This window comes from Roseovarius ramblicola (assembly GCF_042430665.1).
GTDB classification, from domain to species: domain Bacteria; phylum Pseudomonadota; class Alphaproteobacteria; order Rhodobacterales; family Rhodobacteraceae; genus Roseovarius; species Roseovarius ramblicola.
Genome location: NZ_JBHMEC010000026.1, coordinates 191,462 through 206,484, shown reverse-complemented (window position 1 = coordinate 206,484; position 15,023 = coordinate 191,462). Strand labels below are relative to the sequence as shown.

General features: G+C 67.3%; 13 protein-coding genes. 4 read left to right on the top strand and 9 right to left on the bottom strand.

Features of this window, described 5'->3' with window-relative positions; all coding sequences use genetic code 11:
* Window positions 1–9 precede the first annotated feature (9 nt).
* Genes ACFFU4_RS15825 through ACFFU4_RS15795 form a run of 7 tightly spaced genes read right to left on the bottom strand, consistent with a single transcriptional unit; the run spans window position 10 to window position 8,436 of the window.
* Window positions 10–897, bottom strand: coding sequence for an FAD:protein FMN transferase (locus ACFFU4_RS15825; RefSeq protein ID WP_377070796.1), 888 nt, complete (start codon window positions 895–897; stop codon window positions 10–12).
* Window positions 894–1,403, bottom strand: a complete 510-nt coding sequence (locus ACFFU4_RS15820) for a nitrous oxide reductase accessory protein NosL (protein WP_377070795.1) — start codon at window positions 1,401–1,403, stop codon at window positions 894–896. The genes ACFFU4_RS15825 and ACFFU4_RS15820 overlap by 4 nt, the downstream gene beginning before the upstream one ends.
* Window positions 1,400–2,221, bottom strand: coding sequence for an ABC transporter permease (locus ACFFU4_RS15815; protein ID WP_377070870.1), 822 nt, complete (start codon window positions 2,219–2,221; stop codon window positions 1,400–1,402). Before ACFFU4_RS15815 ends, ACFFU4_RS15820 begins: the two co-directional genes overlap by 4 nt.
* Complete coding sequence (locus tag ACFFU4_RS15810) at window positions 2,221–3,126, bottom strand: ABC transporter ATP-binding protein (RefSeq protein ID WP_377070794.1); 906 nt, start codon at window positions 3,124–3,126, stop codon at window positions 2,221–2,223. The genes ACFFU4_RS15815 and ACFFU4_RS15810 overlap by 1 nt, the downstream gene beginning before the upstream one ends.
* Window positions 3,113–4,393: a nitrous oxide reductase family maturation protein NosD gene (locus ACFFU4_RS15805; RefSeq protein WP_377070793.1), complete on the bottom strand. Its 1,281-nt coding sequence runs from the start codon at window positions 4,391–4,393 to the stop codon at window positions 3,113–3,115. The genes ACFFU4_RS15810 and ACFFU4_RS15805 overlap by 14 nt, the downstream gene beginning before the upstream one ends.
* A 3-nt stretch (window positions 4,394–4,396) precedes the next feature.
* The gene (gene nosZ, locus ACFFU4_RS15800) at window positions 4,397–6,301 is read right to left on the bottom strand and encodes a TAT-dependent nitrous-oxide reductase (RefSeq protein WP_377070792.1); all 1,905 of its coding nucleotides are present in this window, start codon (window positions 6,299–6,301) and stop codon (window positions 4,397–4,399) included.
* Window positions 6,301–8,436, bottom strand: coding sequence for a 4Fe-4S binding protein (locus tag ACFFU4_RS15795; protein ID WP_377070791.1), 2,136 nt, complete (start codon window positions 8,434–8,436; stop codon window positions 6,301–6,303). The genes nosZ and ACFFU4_RS15795 overlap by 1 nt, the downstream gene beginning before the upstream one ends.
* Window positions 8,437–8,688: 252 nt before the next feature.
* Here ACFFU4_RS15795 and ACFFU4_RS15790 point away from each other — a divergent pair, with 252 nt between their 5' ends.
* Window positions 8,689–9,297: a hypothetical protein gene (locus ACFFU4_RS15790; protein ID WP_377070790.1), complete on the top strand. Its 609-nt coding sequence runs from the start codon at window positions 8,689–8,691 to the stop codon at window positions 9,295–9,297.
* Between the two features lie 9 nt (window positions 9,298–9,306).
* Here ACFFU4_RS15790 and irrA read toward each other — a convergent pair whose 3' ends face one another.
* Window positions 9,307–9,729, bottom strand: a complete 423-nt coding sequence (gene irrA / locus ACFFU4_RS15785; RefSeq protein WP_377070789.1) for an iron response transcriptional regulator IrrA — start codon at window positions 9,727–9,729, stop codon at window positions 9,307–9,309.
* A gap of 170 nt (window positions 9,730–9,899) precedes the next feature.
* On the opposite strand from irrA, the gene fabA reads away from it, so the two are divergent.
* Window positions 9,900–10,409, top strand: coding sequence for a bifunctional 3-hydroxydecanoyl-ACP dehydratase/trans-2-decenoyl-ACP isomerase (gene fabA / locus ACFFU4_RS15780; RefSeq protein ID WP_377070788.1), 510 nt, complete (start codon window positions 9,900–9,902; stop codon window positions 10,407–10,409).
* 467 nt (window positions 10,410–10,876) lie between these two features.
* On the opposite strand, the gene ileS is transcribed toward fabA, so the two are convergent.
* Entirely contained in the window at window positions 10,877–13,864 is a 2,988-nt protein-coding gene (gene ileS / locus ACFFU4_RS15775) for an isoleucine--tRNA ligase (protein ID WP_377070787.1), read from the bottom strand.
* Between the two features lie 284 nt (window positions 13,865–14,148).
* On the opposite strand from ileS, the gene ACFFU4_RS15770 reads away from it, so the two are divergent.
* Both ACFFU4_RS15770 and ACFFU4_RS15765 read left to right on the top strand, forming a co-directional pair.
* Window positions 14,149–14,559, top strand: coding sequence for a group III truncated hemoglobin (locus tag ACFFU4_RS15770; protein ID WP_377070786.1), 411 nt, complete (start codon window positions 14,149–14,151; stop codon window positions 14,557–14,559).
* Between the two features lie 179 nt (window positions 14,560–14,738).
* Window positions 14,739–14,981 (top strand): hypothetical protein, encoded by a 243-nt coding sequence (locus ACFFU4_RS15765; RefSeq protein WP_377070785.1) that lies wholly within the window; start codon window positions 14,739–14,741, stop codon window positions 14,979–14,981.
* Window positions 14,982–15,023: the final 42 nt, after the last annotated feature.

The window sequence follows — 15,023 nt, the reverse complement described above, 5'->3', positions numbered from 1 at the left end:
TTGACTGACTCAGATGATGTATTCGACGACGCAGTCGTCAAAGCGCGCGACGGCCCGCTGCCCCGCGTCGCGGTCGAGCAGGCAGAGCGCGGTCGACAGCCCGTCGGCCAGCGCCGCGCGCGGGGCCGATACGCTGACCAGAGCGTGGCGCGGGCGACCGCCCCCCGGATCGAGGATATGGCCCTGACCTGCGGCCAGCGTTGTGCCCTGCGGGGCCGAGGTGGCCAGCGCCCGGTCGCCAAGCGCGACGTGGTGGACGACCCGCCCGTCGGGCGTCGCGATACCCGCCTGCCAGGCGCGGCCATCGGCGTTGCGGCCCAGCGCCACGACCTCGCCGATATCGACCAGCACGTCGTGCAGCCCCTGCGCCCGAAGCAGCGCCGCGATCCGGTCGGTGATATAGCCCTGCGCAATGCCGTTGAACGTGAGCGCCATCCCCGGACGCCCAAGGCGCACCCCGCCGGCATCGAACCGCACATCGTCCCAGCCGACCGCCGCGCGCGCCGTTGCCGTGTCGCCACCCGTCGCCAGCGCCCGCCACAGCGGCTGCACACTGGGATCGAACGCACCGTGCGAGGCCGCGTGCAGGGCATCGGACAGCGTCAACACCTCCAGCAACTCGGGCGGCGGGGCCTGCAACCGGCCGTCCCGGTTGAGCCGCGCCAGCGCGCTGTCGTCGCGGTAGAGGCTGAAAATCCGCTCCAGCCGGGCGATCTCTGCCTCCAATCGGGCAAACACGGGCCGCGCGTAGAGCGGCGTGATCCCGGCAAGCGTCATGTTGGCGTGCGCCCCCAGTGCGAACCCGGCCCAGCGGGCGGTCTCGCGCGCGGCGGCGGCGGAGGGCAGCGCAACCGCTGCGGCGGAAATCGTCAGGAAACGGCGGCGTGTCGGTGTCATGTCGGGGTCTCCTCGGGCGTGATCTCGACCGGGGCCAGGACGGTCCCGGCCGGGATGTCTTCAAGGCGCATCACCTCGCCCCCCTCACGGTCGGCAAAGCCGCGCGCGGCGGCGGCGTCGGAAAACGGCACGATCTCGGGCGCGCCCATGCCGCCGGTGACGCCCGCCCCGGCAACGAAATGCGCGGTGGCCGCCTCGGTCCAGTTGTCGATGCCCGGCGCATCCCAACTCGCCGCCACTCCCATGTCGCTGACATAGAAGGCGCGGATATCGGCGTCGCGCTCGGGGCCTTTGACATAGGCCAGCGCATCGCGCACCTGCGCGAAAAAGATCGGGTCGGGCAGCCCGGCGAGGTGGATCTGCGCCTTGGGGCCGGGGTGGCGGTCGAGCTGCATCATGCAGAAATGGCCCAGCGCCTCGCCGGTCATGGTGACCGGGTCGGGGGCGCGCGCCTCGTCCTCCCGACAGGCGGCCAGCAACAGCGCGGCAAGCACGAGACGTTTCATGGCTCCACCCTCGCAAAGGCCGCACGCGCCAGCGCCAGCGCCAGCACCGGCCAGAGGAACAGCGACAGCGGCGCCGCCCACGCGGGCAGCGCCGCCCCCGCCCCCGCCATGCCCGAGACCAGCGCCACGTCCTGCGATCCGGCGACGTTCCACAACCGGAACGCATCCGCCGGGTTGGCGGCCAGAAGCCACGGGAACACATGGCTGGTAAACGCGCCGCCATCGTCAAAGACCAGCGCGCCCAGCAGCCCCAGATCGTAGAGCACCACCAGCACCAGCCACAGCCCCACGGCCAGCCCCGCCGCCGCCGTCCCGCTGCCCGACAGCGCCGAGGCGGCATAGCCGAGCGCCAGGAACGACGCGCCCAGCAGGATCGCCGTGGCGATGAGCCGGACGAGCGCCAGCGCGCTCGCGGCCCCCGCCCCGCCGGCGAGCCACGCCGCCAGCCCCGCCGCGCCGAGGCCCAGCGCGATGGCGATGGCCAGCACCGCCAGATGCGCCGCGAACTTGCCCAGCAGCATCTCGCCGCGCGACAGCGGATAGGTCAGCGTCAGACCCAGCGTGCCGCGCTCCGCCTCGCCCGCCACCGCGTCAAACGCGATCATCAGCGCCAGGAACGGCGCGAGATAGACCGCGAGCGTGGTCATCGAGGCCACCGCGACGGTCAGCAAATCCACCCCCAGCGATCCGGTGGGCGCCGACCCGGCAAAGGTCAGCGCCAGCGCGAAGAGCGTCATCAGCAACGTGGCCGAGACCAGCCAGCGGTTGCGCGTCTGAATGCGGAATTCGGCCAGGGCGATGGCCAGAACGCGGGCGATCATTGGCGCACCTCCGCGCAATAGTGGCGGTACAGGTCTTCCAGGCTCGGCGGCACCATCTCGACATCGCGCACCGCGTCGCCAAGGCCGGAAATCCGCGCAAGCTGCGCCATCTTCTGTTCGGTGGTGCAGTGCAGTTCCACCGCCCGGCCATTGACGCGATCGCCGCCCAGCTCGGCCTGCACCGCCTCCGCCGATCCCTCGCGCGCGGTCAGCCGGATGCGCGTCGGCAGCGCGGCGGCCCGCGCGAGATTGCCAAGGCTGTCATCGGCCACCAGCCGCCCCTTGGCCATGATCGCGATACGGTCGGTGCGCGCCTCCAGCTCGGTCAGCGCGTGGCTCGCGATCAGGAGCGCGGTGCCATTCGCCGCCATCTCGTCGATGACGGCGTAGAGATCATGCCGCGAAATCGGGTCGAGACCGCTCGTCGGCTCATCGAGCAGCGCCACGCGGCGACGGCCCAGCAGCGCCTGCGCCAGCCCCAGCCGCTGCCGCATCCCCTTGGAATACGTCCCGATGCGGCGGTCGGCGGCATCGGCCAGCCCCACCCGCTCCAGAAGCGGCGCGACGGTCTTCGGATGCTCGCCCGCCAGCCGCGCGAACATCGTCAACTGCTCGCGCCCGGTCAGCGCGCGATGGAACGCCACCTGCTCGGGCAGATAGGCGGTGGCGGCGCGCGCGGCGGCACTGCCGGGCGCGTGCCCGGCGACGCGGATGCTGCCCTGCGAGGCCCGGATCAGGCCAAGGATCAGCTTGATCAGCGTCGATTTTCCCGCGCCGTTATGACCCAGCAGCGCCACCCGCTCGCCCGGTGCCACGTCGAGCGTGATACCGCCCACCACCTGCGTGCGGCCATAGCTCTTGTCCAGCCCGGCGATGGCCAGCGCCGTGTCACGATCCGTCATGTCGCGCCTCCCAGTCGGGGATCGACATCTCCACCGGCTGCATCAGCGGCGCGCGGTCCACCACGCCCCCCGGCAACAGCGCCGGAAACGCCGATTGCGCCCATTTCACCAGTTGCACGGCAGGCGCGCCCATCAGCAGCTTGGCCGCCGGTTGCGTCCACAGGATGTGGTCCATGCTGTCATTGGGGCGGTAGGGCGTATCGGCGATGCCATTGCCATCCAGATCGTAGCCCGCGAAATCCGACCAGTAATTCCCGACGCCCTCCGCGCTCCAGTCCACCCATTTGGATCCGACATATTTCACCTGCGTGCGGTTGCCGACAAAGGCGTTGCCGGTGATCTCGTTACGCTCGGACCCGGCGGTGAAATGCACGCCGGTCTCGCAGCGCTCGAACCGGTTGCCTTTGATCTCGTTCTTGTGGGCGTTGTAGATGAACAGGCATTTCGTACCGCCGCCGCGCACCAGGTTGCCGCGCACCTCGGAACTGTTGGTATAGTTGAGCATCACCCCGTGCTCGGCATCGTTCACCGACACGTTGTCGATGATCCTGACCCCCCTGGAATACATCACCGCATAGCCCAGGTGATTGCCGATCGAGAGGTTGCCGCGCACCTCGGACCGGTTGGCATACATGTAATGCACCGCGAACCGCAGGTCGCGAAAGCGGTTGCCGACGAAGCGGTTGGAATGCGAGGTGTTGACGAAGATCCCGTCGCGGCCCCAGCGGATATCGTTGCCCACCACGTCCGAGCCGGGCGCGTTCCAGACATAGACGCCATTGCCGCGATCGTTCATCCGGTGGTCCTGCCGCCCCTCGATCACGTTGCCCGCGACACGCGCGTCGCGCGCGCCGTGAATGTCCACGCCATAGAGGTTGCCGGTCAGGCGGTTGCCGGTGACGCGGGCGCGATCCGCGCCCTTGAGCAGGCGGATGCCGCTGTCGATCCCCTCGTGATCGCTGCCCGAGCCGGTGATCGTGCAGCCGGTGACCGTCACATCCGGGCCGGTCACGGTCAGAACCGTGCCCTGCCCGCCCGCGTCGATCCGGGCCCCGTCGGCGCACTCGATCGTCAGCGGCTTTGAAATCTTGATGCCGCCCGCGTGGCGGCCGGATCCGAGGCGGAGGGTGTCCCCCGCCCCGGCGTTTTCAATGGCCTCTGCCAGCGCCGTGCCGCCCGCCACCACCTGACGCTCCGCCGCCGGGGCCATCGACGACCACGCGACCCAGACCAGCCAGATCAGAAGCGGCAGCAGCAGGCGCAGCATGGCTCAGGCCCCCCGCGGCTCGACCAGCATCCGGCCGCGCATCTCCATGTGCAGCGCGTGGCAGAACCACTGGCAGTAGAACCAGTGCACACCCGGACGGTCGGCGGTGAAGGTGACCGAGGCGGTGGCCTGCGGCGCGACCTCCATCGCCACGCCGTGGTTCGACAGGGTCAGCCCGTGGGTCACGTCGTCGATATCGTCGAGATTGGTGACATAGATCGTCACCTCGTCGCCCTGCCGCACGGTGAATTTCTCCATCGAGAATGTCGGCGCCATCGACCACATGTAGACCCGCACCTTGTCGCCATCGCGGATCGGTTCGGGATGGCCGTCCTCCAGCACCACGCCATCGGCCTCGGCCTGTTTGCGGGCGTCCTCGAACATCGGATCATCGCGCGACCACACCCGCACCGGGTTGACGATGTCGCGGCGCACGATGATGCAGTCATGCGGCTCGGCGAATGTCGGCCCGTCATGCACCACCGGCATGTCATCCTGCGTGATGTCCAGAAGCTGCTCGTTCTCGGGCTTGAGCGGGCCCACGTTGATGAACCGGTCCTTGGAGAACTTGTTGAGCGAAATGAGCCACTTGCCATCGGCCTCCCTGGTTTCGCCCATGGAGGTGTGGTTGTGACCCGGCTGGTACATCACATCGGTCTTGGTCACGATCGGATCGACGTCCTCGCCGGCATAGGCGCGCACGGCCTTGTCGATGTCCCATTTCACGATCTGGCTGTCGAGGAACAGCGTCGTATAGGCCATCCCCTTGCCGTCGAAGGCGGTGTGAAGCGGCCCGAGGCCAAGTTCCGGCTCCGCCACGATGCAGGAGCGTTCATCGGCATTTTCGGCAAACAGCGCATCCACCTTGGTCACGTCGATCACCGAGCAGGTCGGGCTGAGCTTGCCGTTGAGCACCACATGCCTGCCGTCCGGCGCGGTGTTGCAGCCATGCGGGCTGTTGGGGATGGGCACGTAGCGGGTGTAGTTCTTGTTGCGCCCCTTGCGCCCGTCCACGACCTTGACGCCGCTGTATTCGGTATAATCGCCCGCCTCGATGGCGGCCTCGATCTCCTTGATGTTGAAGATCACGACATGGTCCATCTCGCTCTCGGTCATCTCGGCGAGGGTCATGCCCATTTCCGAGTTGTAGGAGGTCGAGAAGGCGTATTTGCCCTGATAGTCGGCGTCGCAATTGTCGAGATTGCCCGACACCATCACCTGCCAGGCGATCTCCATCGTGTCGCCGTCGATGGCGGTAAAGATGTTCACGTATTCCTCGGGCTGATCAAGGATCGTGCCATCGTTGACGATCGGCATCTCGTGCTCGCCATTGGCAAAGACATAGCCGGTGCGCGGGTATTTCTGCGGCCGCAGGCCGTGAATGTCGCCGGTGTTGGGGATCTCGACGATCTTGTCGCATTTCATCACGTCGCAGCGCACCCGCGCGACGCGGGTGTTGGCCTTGTCGTTCATGAACAGGTAGCGCCCGTCATAGGTGCCGTCGGTAAACGACATGTGCGGGTGGTGCAGGTCGCCGTTGTCGTAGGTGACCTTGCCGCGTTTGGCGAGAAACGCCTTGGTTTCCTCGGTCAGCCCCTCGGTCAGCACCTTGAGGCTCTCGTTGGTCTGGCCCCAGCCGGTGGCCGAGCAGCGGTTGAACACCGGCACGCGCATCAGTTCGCGCATCGACGGAAAGCCGAGGATGCGCATCTCGCCGGTCTGGCCCGAGGACCAGAAGCCGTAGTACTCGTCCAGCTCGCCGGGGGCGAGATTGACCTTGCCAGCCGCCTGCGCCATGGGCGCGCTGGCAAACAGCCCCGCGCCGCCGGTGGTGACGGCGAGCGCGCCGGTGGCGGTGGCCCCCAGCATGCCCCGCCGGCTCAGTTTCAGGTTTGTTTTGTCAGACATTAGTGGGTCTCCTTTCCCGCTGTCCTGGGGCCGACAAGGCGCTCCAGCGCACCTCCATCGGCCTCCTGCGCCGCGCGGTCCTTCGCGCGCCGTTTCAGTTGCCGGATGATCACCGGGCATTTCGCATCGGACTGATAAAGAACCTGGCAATGCAGGCAGTTGACGCATTCGTTGGGGTTGATCTCGCCGGTGGGGTGGATCGCCTGCACCGGGCATTCATGGGCGCAGGTCTGGCACGGGCTGCCGCACTCGCGATACCGCTTGAGCCAGTCGAACATCCGCATCCGCGCCGGTATCGCCAACGCGGCACCCAGCGGGCAGAGATACCGGCAGTAGAACCGCTCGACGAACAGCCCGATCACCAAGAGCACCACGGCAAACACCACGAACGGCCAGTCGCGCACGAACTTGAGGATGATCGCGGTCTTGAACGGCTCCACCTCGGCCAGGGTCTCGGCCATCGGCATCGACGCCAGCGAGACGCCGAACAGCCCCAGAAAGATCATGTATTTCACCGGCCAGAGCCGCTCGTGCAGGCCCCAGGGCAGCGTCCATTGCGGCACCTTCAGCAGCCGCGCCACCCGGTTGGTCAGCTCCTGCAACGCGCCGAACGGGCACAGCCAGCCGCAATAGGCCCCCCTGCCCCAGAAAATCAGCGCCGCCGCGACCGCGAACCATTGGATGAACACCAGCGGATCCATCAGGAACGCATCCCATGTAAAGCCGGACCGAAGCGACCCCGCCAGCGCCATCAGGTTCACCACCGAAAGCTGCGCATTGGCATACCAGCCGAGAAACACCAGCGTCACGGTCAGGAACGACATGCGGAACCAGAGATAGGCGCGCGGATGCGCCGTGATCTGCATCTGAAAGAAGAACGCCCCCGTCAGCACCGTCAGCATCACCGCCAGCCCCGCGATTTCGGGCGTCTTGTCGCGCCAGATGCGCTGCCACAGCGCGGCCTTGGCGGCGGCCTCCTCATCGGGGGCGTTGATCTGCGGCGCAGGCGCGAGCGGCGCGAGGTAGCGCTCGGGCAGGCGGTAGCCGAGGTCGTAGGTGACAAAGGTCTTTTCCACCGCCCCCACCGCGCGCTGCACCAGGAGTTGCAGCCGCCACGGCTCGGCCGGGTCAAAGCCGCTGTCGGCGGGGATGCGAAACAGGTCAAGCTCGGTAAAGCTCGGTGCGCCGTCGGCGGCGATCTCGCCCAGCCGCCGATGATCGCGGTCGCGAAACCGTACCGAGCTGTCCCCCTGAACAAGGTGGATCCGGTCGAAAATGCCGCCGCGCACATAGCCCGATCCCTTGAAGGAATAGCGCCCGCGCCCGGCAACGAGGATCGCGTGCTCGCCCTCCTTCAGCCAGCCTTGCAGGTTGGCGTATTCGTTCTCGCCCAACAGGCTGCGCCCGATGGTCGGCACGCTGACAAGGGCCGCGCGCATGTCGATAAAGGTCTCCTCGGGGGGGCCCGGCTCGGGGCGCCTGGCGGCGCGTTCGTCGCCAGTCTCCTCAAAGGCACGGTTGACCTGCCCCACATCCAGCGTCAGCCCGCGCAGCGATCCGTCACCGGCAAGGGTCTGCCAGTCCTCGACCGTGCCATCGCCCGGCCTGAGCGTGCGCGCGGGGCCCGCCTGCGCCACCGGCGAGAGCCCCCCCAGCCCCAGCGCACGCGCCACCTTGAGCCCGCCGCGCACGAGGCTGTCGTCGATCACCATCACCGTCACCGTCGCGCCGGAGATGATATCGAGATCATGCGCGGTGCCGGATTCGGCGGCCTCGGCCTTGAGATCGAGCCCGGCATACCCCGCGATCACGCCGCGCATCTTGGATTCGGGGATGCCGACCAGAACGATCGGCTCGGAATGTTCCACCAGCGCCGCGCCGGTCACCACCGCGTCATCGTCGATGGCGGCAACGACGTGGATGGGCTTGCCCGAATAGCCCGTAGTGCCCGCGAAATCCGAGGTGAGGAAGGCCCAGGCCACCGTCTCGCCGTTCCGCAGTACCGGTGCCACCGGCACATCCTCGCGCAGCGCGCCAAAGCCGTCGGCCCCCTCCACCAGCGTCGCCGGGTCGAGATCGGGCAGGAAGCGGCCAAGTTCGGATGCGTCGTCGGCCTCCGCCGCGAGCGGTGCCATGAGACAAACGAGCGTGAGAACCAGGTGGCAAACAGCGCGCAATGAGATGCAGAGGCAGATTCGCGTCTTCATGCACATAGCAATAACGGCCCGAGGCTATAGCCTGGTTGACCGAAGTCAAGGCTGCGCACTCATATCGGCGCGCGGTCGACGCGATGCCAGAGCGCGATGCGGGGCGCGCGGCGCAAACGGTTTCGCCGCCGCGTCGGGTGCTGTAGCGTCATCCCGAGCACACCAGCCGGAGGCCCGCCCGTGAGCACCACCGAGACCATCCTCGCCCGCATCCGCGACCTCCAGGAGGAAATGGAAGAGGAGTTCGCCCGCCGCCGCGAGGCGTTCCGGTACGGGTTCGAAAACGGCCGCGTGGTGTTCGAGGCCGAGGTGCGCCGCCGTCACCGCGAGATGCGCGTGCGGCTGACGACCTTCCTGCGCCGCGCGCGCCCCCTGACGATCGTCACCGCGCCGGTGATCTACGCGATGATCGTGCCCTTCGCGGCTCTGGACCTGTTCGTGACCGTCTATCAGGCGGTGTGCTTTCCCGCCTACGGAATCGACAGGGTGCGGCGCGCCGATTTCATCCGCATCGACCGCCACCACCTCGCCTATCTCAACGCGCTGCAAAAGCTCAACTGCGTCTATTGCGGCTACTGCAACGGGCTGATCGGCTACGTGCAGGAGATCGCGGGCCGGACCGAGGCCTATTGGTGCCCGATCAAGCACGCCGCGCGGGTCGGCGCGCACCATGCCTATTACGCGCAATTCGTGGATTACGGCGATGCCGCAGGGTTCGAGCCGGGGCTGAGGGAGTCGCGTCGCCGGGTCACGCGGGCGGGGCTGTCGGGGATCGCCCCGAACGGCTGAGCCGACCGCTCAGCCGCGGCTGCGGCGCAGCCGGATCACCACATCGACCGAGGTGATCTCGGCCCCCTCGGGGGCCTGCGGCAGGCGCGCGATCTCGAGGTCGTCGGCGGGCGCGTCGCTCAGCCGGTTCTCGTCTTCCCAGAAGAAATGCGGGTGATCGTGGGTGTTGGTGTCGAAATAGCTCTTGGAGCCATCGACCGTCACCTCCTGCAACAGCCCCGCGTCGCAGAACGCCTTGAGCGTGTTGTAGACGGTGGCCAGCGAGACGCTCTCGCCCGCCGCGCGGGCATCGGCGAACAGGCTTTCGGCGGTGACGTGGCGATGCTGCCCGTCGCCGTGCAGCAGCCGCGCCAGCGCCACGCGCTGCCGCGTGGGCCGAAGCCCGACCCGCCCGAGCCACTCGGTCGCCGTGATCGCTTTCTGATCCGTCATCGCCGTTCCTTTGCCATCCCCTGCAATATAGGTTTTCCCCCCACCCGATTTCAAACAAAAATCGCACCCTCGAAACCGGCGGGCCATGCGGCGCAGGGTTGCATGGGGGATTCGCGCGGTGATAGAGGAAAGCAAGACCCCGCCGCCCGCATGTGAGAGGGATTGCCCCGATGGCCGAGTATCCGCGCAGCTTCGATCGCGAAGACCTGTTGAAATGCGCCCGTGGCGAGCTTTTCGGCCCCGGCAACGCGCAACTGCCGCTGCCGCCAATGCTGATGATGGACCGGATCACCGATATCTCCGGCGATGGCGGCACGCATGGCAAGGGCCACGTCGTGGCCGAGTTCGACATCCGCCCCGACCTGTGGTTCTTCGACTGCCATTTCCCCGGCAACCCGATCATGCCCGGCTGCCTCGGGCTCGACGGCCTGTGGCAACTCACCGGCTTCAACCTCGGCTGGCGCGGCTGGCAGGGGCGCGGCTATGCGCTCGGGGTGGGCGAGGTAAAGCTGTCTGGCATGGTCCGCCCCGACCGAACGATGCTCACCTACAAGGTGGATTTCACCAAGGCGGTGCAGACCCGGCGGCTCACGATGGGGGTGGCCGACGGCACCGTCGAGGCCGATGGCGAGGTGATCTATCAGGTCCGCGACATGAAGGTGGCCCTGAGCGAGGGCTGAATCGGTCGCGGGGCATCAGCAGGGGCGGCACGATCCCCCCTCCGCCGCCACAGGGCCGGTTTCACGGGGGCGGGGCATCCGGCAGGACTGGCCTGTTGCGGTCGTTGGGCATGATGCGACGAGCCGCGCGAGGGCCCGACCGCGGGTGGGCGTTCCGACGATGAAACGGCGCGCTTTATGGTGCCATATACTCCCACATTATCAATAACTTGAGACGTAGAAAAGCGCCCGCCCGTCACGCCAAAGGCGTGCCGCTTATACCGGCGCACCTCCGGTGCGACGGGGCGGGTCATGCCGGAGGCATGCCTTCGGCATGACCGCTCGCGCGGCGGTGGGCAAGCCCGCCTCGATTCCGCGCGGGACAGGAGGCGAATGGCGGGTATAGGCCATATCCCATGGCCGCCCGCACCGCCCGCCGGGGCGCGGTGTCGCCGCCGGGACAGGCCCGGGCGCCGCCGCCCGTACCCTTACCCCAGCGCCTCCGAGCACCGCTTGCAGGTGCCGGGATGCGCGTGGCGGCCCACATCGGGCAGGATCTTCCAGCAGCGCTGGCACTTTGCCCCCTCCGCGCGCTCGAACACCACGCCGATATCGTCCACCTCGGGCATACGGAACGCCTCGGCCGGGCGCGGATCGCCGCTCAGCACGATATCCGAGGTGATGCAGATATCGGCGAAATTCACCGATCTGAGCGCCTCCAGCGTGGCCTCGTCGCGCACATGCACCACCGGCGCGGCCTCCAGGCTGGCACCGATCGCCTTGTCGGCACGCTGCACCTCCAGCGCCGCCGTCACCACCCGCCGCGCGCGCCGGACATCGGCCCATTTCGCCGCCAGCGGCTCGTTCAGCCAGTCGGCGGGCGTGTCGGGCATGTCGTGCAGGTGCACGCTGTCGCCGTCGCCCGGAAAGCGCGACAGCCACACGTCCTCCATAGTGAACACCAGCACCGGGGCCAGCCACGTGGTCAGCCGGTGAAACAGCAGATCCATCACACTCCGCGCCGCCCGGCGGCGGGCGGTGTCGCCGTCGCAATAAAGCGCGTCCTTGCGGATATCGAAGTAGAAAGCCGACAGATCGAGGGTGCAGAAATTGAATATCTGCTGGAAAACCCCCTGGAAATCATAGGCGTCATAGCCCGTCTTCACCTTGTGATCCAGCTCCGCCAGCCGGTGCAGCACCCAGCGCTCCAGTTCCGGCATCTCCGACGGGTCCACCCGGTCCGCCTCGCTGAAATGCGTCAGCGCCCCGAGCATGAAGCGCATGGTGTTGCGCAACCGGCGATAGCCGTCGGCCACGCCCTTGAGGATCTCCGGCCCGATCCGCAGATCGGCGGTGTAATCCGCCTGCGCCACCCAGAGCCGCAGGATATCGGCGCCGTATTGCCTGGTCACGTCCTCGGGGGCGATGGTGTTGCCGAGCGATTTGGACATCTTGTTGCCCTTCTCGTCCAGCGTAAAGCCATGCGTCAGCACGCCGCGATAGGGCGCGTGACCGATGGTGCCGCACGCCTGAAGCATCGAGGAATGGAACCAGCCGCGATGCTGATCGGTGCCTTCGAGGTAGAGATCGGCCATGCCGTCCTCGGACCCGTCCACGCGGTCGCGCAGCACAAAGGCATGGGTGGACCCTGAGTCAAACCACACATCGAGAATGTCACCGACCTTCTCCCACTCTGCGGGTTCGACGATGCCGCCCAGGAACCGCTCCTTCGCGCCGTCCTTGTACCAGGCATCCGCCCCCTCGGCCTCGAAGGCCGCAAGGATGCGGGCATTCACCTCCGCGTTGCGCAACAGGTATTCCGAATCCGTCGGTTGCGCGCCTTTCTTCACGAAGCAGGTGAGCGGCACGCCCCATGCCCGCTGACGGCTCAGCACCCAATCGGGCCGCGCCTCGATCATGGAATACAGCCGGTTGCGCCCGGTTTTCGGCGTCCACGTCACCAGCTCGTCGATGGAGCGCAGCGCGCGTTCGCGGATGGTGGTGCCGTACTCATCCTGCCCGTCGCCGACCGCGCGGTCGATGGCGGCGAACCATTGCGGGGTGTTGCGGTAGATGACGGGGGCCTTGGAGCGCCAGCTATGCGGATAGCTGTGCTTGATCTTGCCGCGCGCCAGTAGCCCGCCGACCTCCACCAGCTTGTCGATCACGGCCTTGTTGGCGTTGCCCTCTTTCCCCTTGCGATCAAGGATATGGGTGCCGCCGAAGAAGGGCAGATCGGGGCGGAAGGAGCCGTCGTCGAGCACGTTATAGGTGATCACCTGATCCAGCATCCCGAGACCCCGGTAAAGCTCATACTCCTCCATCCCGTGCGACGGCGCACAATGGACAAAGCCGGTGCCCTCCTCATCCGTCACGAAATCGGCGGCGCGGAAATCGCGGGGCGGGTTCCATTCGCCGCCAGCATCTTGCGCGCCCGCCAGCGGGTGCAACAGCGTCAGGCACGACAGCTCCACCGCGCCGACGCCGCGCACGCGCCGCCACTGCCCGTCCTGCAGCCGCGCCCGCGCCATCACATCTCCTGCCAGCTTGTCGGCGAGGATGAATTTCTCGCCCACGCGCGCCCAGCATTCTTCGGGCGTGTCCGTCACCTCGTAGAGCCCGTAGGCGATATCCTCGCCATAGACCACGCCCCTGTTGGACGGGATCGTCCAGGGGGTCGTCGTCCAGATGACCACGCTGGTGTCACGGAAATCCTCGGCCAGCGCCTGCACGGCGGCGGCATAGCCCTCTTCGCCATGCAGGTCGAGCAGGTGATCGGTCAGCGCGTCGGTTCCGTCGATTCCGGCGACGCGGAACTTCACCCAGACGGTAAAGCTTTCCTTGTCGTGATACTCTACCTCCGCCTCGGCCAGCGCGGTTTTCTCGATGGGCGACCACATCACCGGCTTGGAGCCCTGATAGAGCACCCCGGACATCAGGAATTTCTGGAATTCCTCCGCGATGATCCGCTCGGCGCGGAAATCCATCGTCAGGTAGGGCTTGTCCCACTTGCCGGTGATCCCCAGCCGCTTGAACTCATCCCGCTGCACGTCGATCCAGCCTTCGGCGAACTTGCGGCATTCCTGGCGGAAATCGACGATGTCCACCTTGTCCTTGTCCATGCCTTTCGCGCGGTACTGCTCCTCGATCTTCCACTCGATGGGCAGGCCGTGACAGTCCCAGCCGGGAATATAGCGCGCATCGCGCCCCATCATCTGCTGCGAGCGCACCACCATGTCCTTGAGGATCTTGTTGAGCGCGTGGCCGATATGCAGGTGCCCGTTGGCATAGGGCGGGCCGTCATGCAGGGTGAATGGCTGCCTCCCCTGTGCCTGTTCGCGCAGCCGGTCATAGATGCCGATCTCCTCCCACCGGGCGAGCCAGTCGGGCTCGCGCTTGGGCAGGCCCGCCCGCATCGGAAAATCGGTCTGCGGCAGGTTCAGCGTGGCTTTGTAATCGGGCGTCTCGGCGCACATTTGGGGCGTCCTTCGTCAGGTCTTGCAAATCTGTAATGAGGGGCGGCGCGATGGCTCAAGCACCTTTTCCCGGCGGCTCGATAAGGTCAGAGCGCCGGGCATGTAATTCGGATGATGATCGCGGAGCCTGTCATCATGGCCCGCCTTATAGGCGCGCGCCCGGCACGCGTCCAGAGGCGCGGCCCCCGCTTTCCTGAAAAGAAAGCGATCCGAAATCCTTTCAGGATTTCGCGGCCCGGTCGTGCCCTCTTGCCTCGCGTGGCGCAGAGGCGCATTTACAGGCCATGACGACCGCCCTGCCCCCACGCTTCGACATCACCCGGCCCGAGATCGAGCGGGTGGTCACAGCGTTTTATGCCGCGGTGCGCGCCCATCCCGGCCTTGGCCCGGTATTCGCAGCCCACGTCACCGACTGGCCCGCCCACGAGGCCAGGGTCGCCGATTTCTGGGCCAACACCATCCTGCACGAGCGCGGCTATGACGGCAGCCCCATCGCCGCCCATGTCCGCGCGGGAAACGTCCAGCCGGGCATGTTCTCGACATGGCTGGCACTGTTCGATGCCACCCTGACGCGCGAACTGCGCCCCGATCAGGCCGCCGCGTGGTCCGCCCTCGCGCATCGCATCGGCCGCTCCATGCGCGCCGCCGTGGTGGACCGCCAGACCCATCCCGGCGGCGTGCCCAAACTACTCTGACACAGGCAGAAATCCGCGCGTACGCTCGGTTTTGACCGGCTGGATACAGCCGATGGCGGAAACGTGCCGCTCACCGGCAGGCAAACCGGCACCCCGCCGCCAGAAATCGCGACTTCGACGGTGCCCCCTCCGCAGAACGATCGCCACGATCTACCATTGGCGCAATGAAAGGAGGAGCCATGTATACTCCCACCCCAAACGACGACCTGCACAGCCATGTCCGCAACACCGTGGACCCTTATCATGCGAACCTGAGCGGCAATACCGGCCGCGGCGGGCTGATCGCCCTGCTGCTGATCGTGGTGGTCATCGGCGGGATCGTGGTCCTGAGCAGCATCGCAGGACCGCCCGCCCAGGCACCTGCCACTGACCAGGCCCCGGCCCCCGAGAGCATCACCGGCGGCAGCGCCCCGGCGGAATAACCGCACAAAGCGGCAAACCCCGCCGCCCGGCCCCGCCCGGGA

Bases quoted from the DNA above. Each gene is read 5' to 3' on its own strand.
- ACFFU4_RS15805 (WP_377070793.1), bottom strand. From the start codon at position 4,393: ATGCTGCGCCTGCTGCTGCCGCTTCTGATCTGGCTGGTCTGGGTCGCG.
- ACFFU4_RS15770 (WP_377070786.1), top strand. From the start codon at position 14,149: ATGACGACCGCCCTGCCCCCACGCTTCGACATCACCCGGCCCGAGATC.
- fabA (WP_377070788.1), top strand. From the start codon at position 9,900: ATGGCCGAGTATCCGCGCAGCTTCGATCGCGAAGACCTGTTGAAATGC.
- ACFFU4_RS15810 (WP_377070794.1), bottom strand. From the start codon at position 3,126: ATGACGGATCGTGACACGGCGCTGGCCATCGCCGGGCTGGACAAGAGC.
- ACFFU4_RS15795 (WP_377070791.1), bottom strand. From the start codon at position 8,436: ATGGCACCGCTCGCGGCGGAGGCCGACGACGCATCCGAACTTGGCCGC.
- ileS (WP_377070787.1), bottom strand. From the start codon at position 13,864: ATGTGCGCCGAGACGCCCGATTACAAAGCCACGCTGAACCTGCCGCAG.
- ACFFU4_RS15820 (WP_377070795.1), bottom strand. From the start codon at position 1,403: ATGAAACGTCTCGTGCTTGCCGCGCTGTTGCTGGCCGCCTGTCGGGAG.
- irrA (WP_377070789.1), bottom strand. From the start codon at position 9,729: ATGACGGATCAGAAAGCGATCACGGCGACCGAGTGGCTCGGGCGGGTC.
- ACFFU4_RS15765 (WP_377070785.1), top strand. From the start codon at position 14,739: ATGTATACTCCCACCCCAAACGACGACCTGCACAGCCATGTCCGCAAC.
- nosZ (WP_377070792.1), bottom strand. From the start codon at position 6,301: ATGTCTGACAAAACAAACCTGAAACTGAGCCGGCGGGGCATGCTGGGG.
- ACFFU4_RS15825 (WP_377070796.1), bottom strand. From the start codon at position 897: ATGACACCGACACGCCGCCGTTTCCTGACGATTTCCGCCGCAGCGGTT.